At 33.1% G+C, this 508-nt stretch carries 1 protein-coding gene; it reads left to right on the top strand.

All coding sequences use genetic code 11. The features are described 5' to 3' along the window. On the top strand, positions 1-508 hold a 508-nt coding region (locus IDG63_RS14240; protein WP_206176472.1), incomplete at both ends, for a hypothetical protein.

Genomic DNA, 508 nt, shown 5'->3' with positions numbered 1-508 from the left:
CAGGTAGCTGATGCAACTCAATCTCAAAAAAGTGCTAAAAACCAAGTTGATAAATTAAGTGCTTCAACCAAAAATGCAAAAGCAACAGTCAATCAGTTGTCTCAAGAATTTGATGAACTCTCAAAAAGTGGTAATGCTTCTGAGAAAGAATTATCAGAGTTACGTGTTGAACTAGAAAAAGCTGAAAATCATTATAAACAGTTATCTAATGAACTGGATAAATCGAAGCGTAAGTGGAATGAATCTAAAATTGCAACATCTGAAGCTAAAGATGAGTTAGAGAAATTTAGTAATGCTAATAAAGAAGCAATGGCGAGTTCGAAAACAGCAATGAATAGTGCAAAGAAAAATGCACAAGAAGCAGAGAAAGCATATTCTAAATTAGAAAATGAAGTTGGGAAATTACCAGCTAAAATAGACAAAGCAACAGCTGATGTCTACCAACAAGCATTGGCATTTAACACGTTAGAAAGTCAAATAGATGATGTTAATGATGAATACAGTAAAC

The sequence above is a fragment of the Staphylococcus sp. EG-SA-14 genome, from assembly GCF_017151935.1.
Classification (GTDB): domain Bacteria; phylum Bacillota; class Bacilli; order Staphylococcales; family Staphylococcaceae; genus Staphylococcus; species Staphylococcus aureus.
This window is presented reverse-complemented; position numbering and strand designations above follow the sequence as displayed.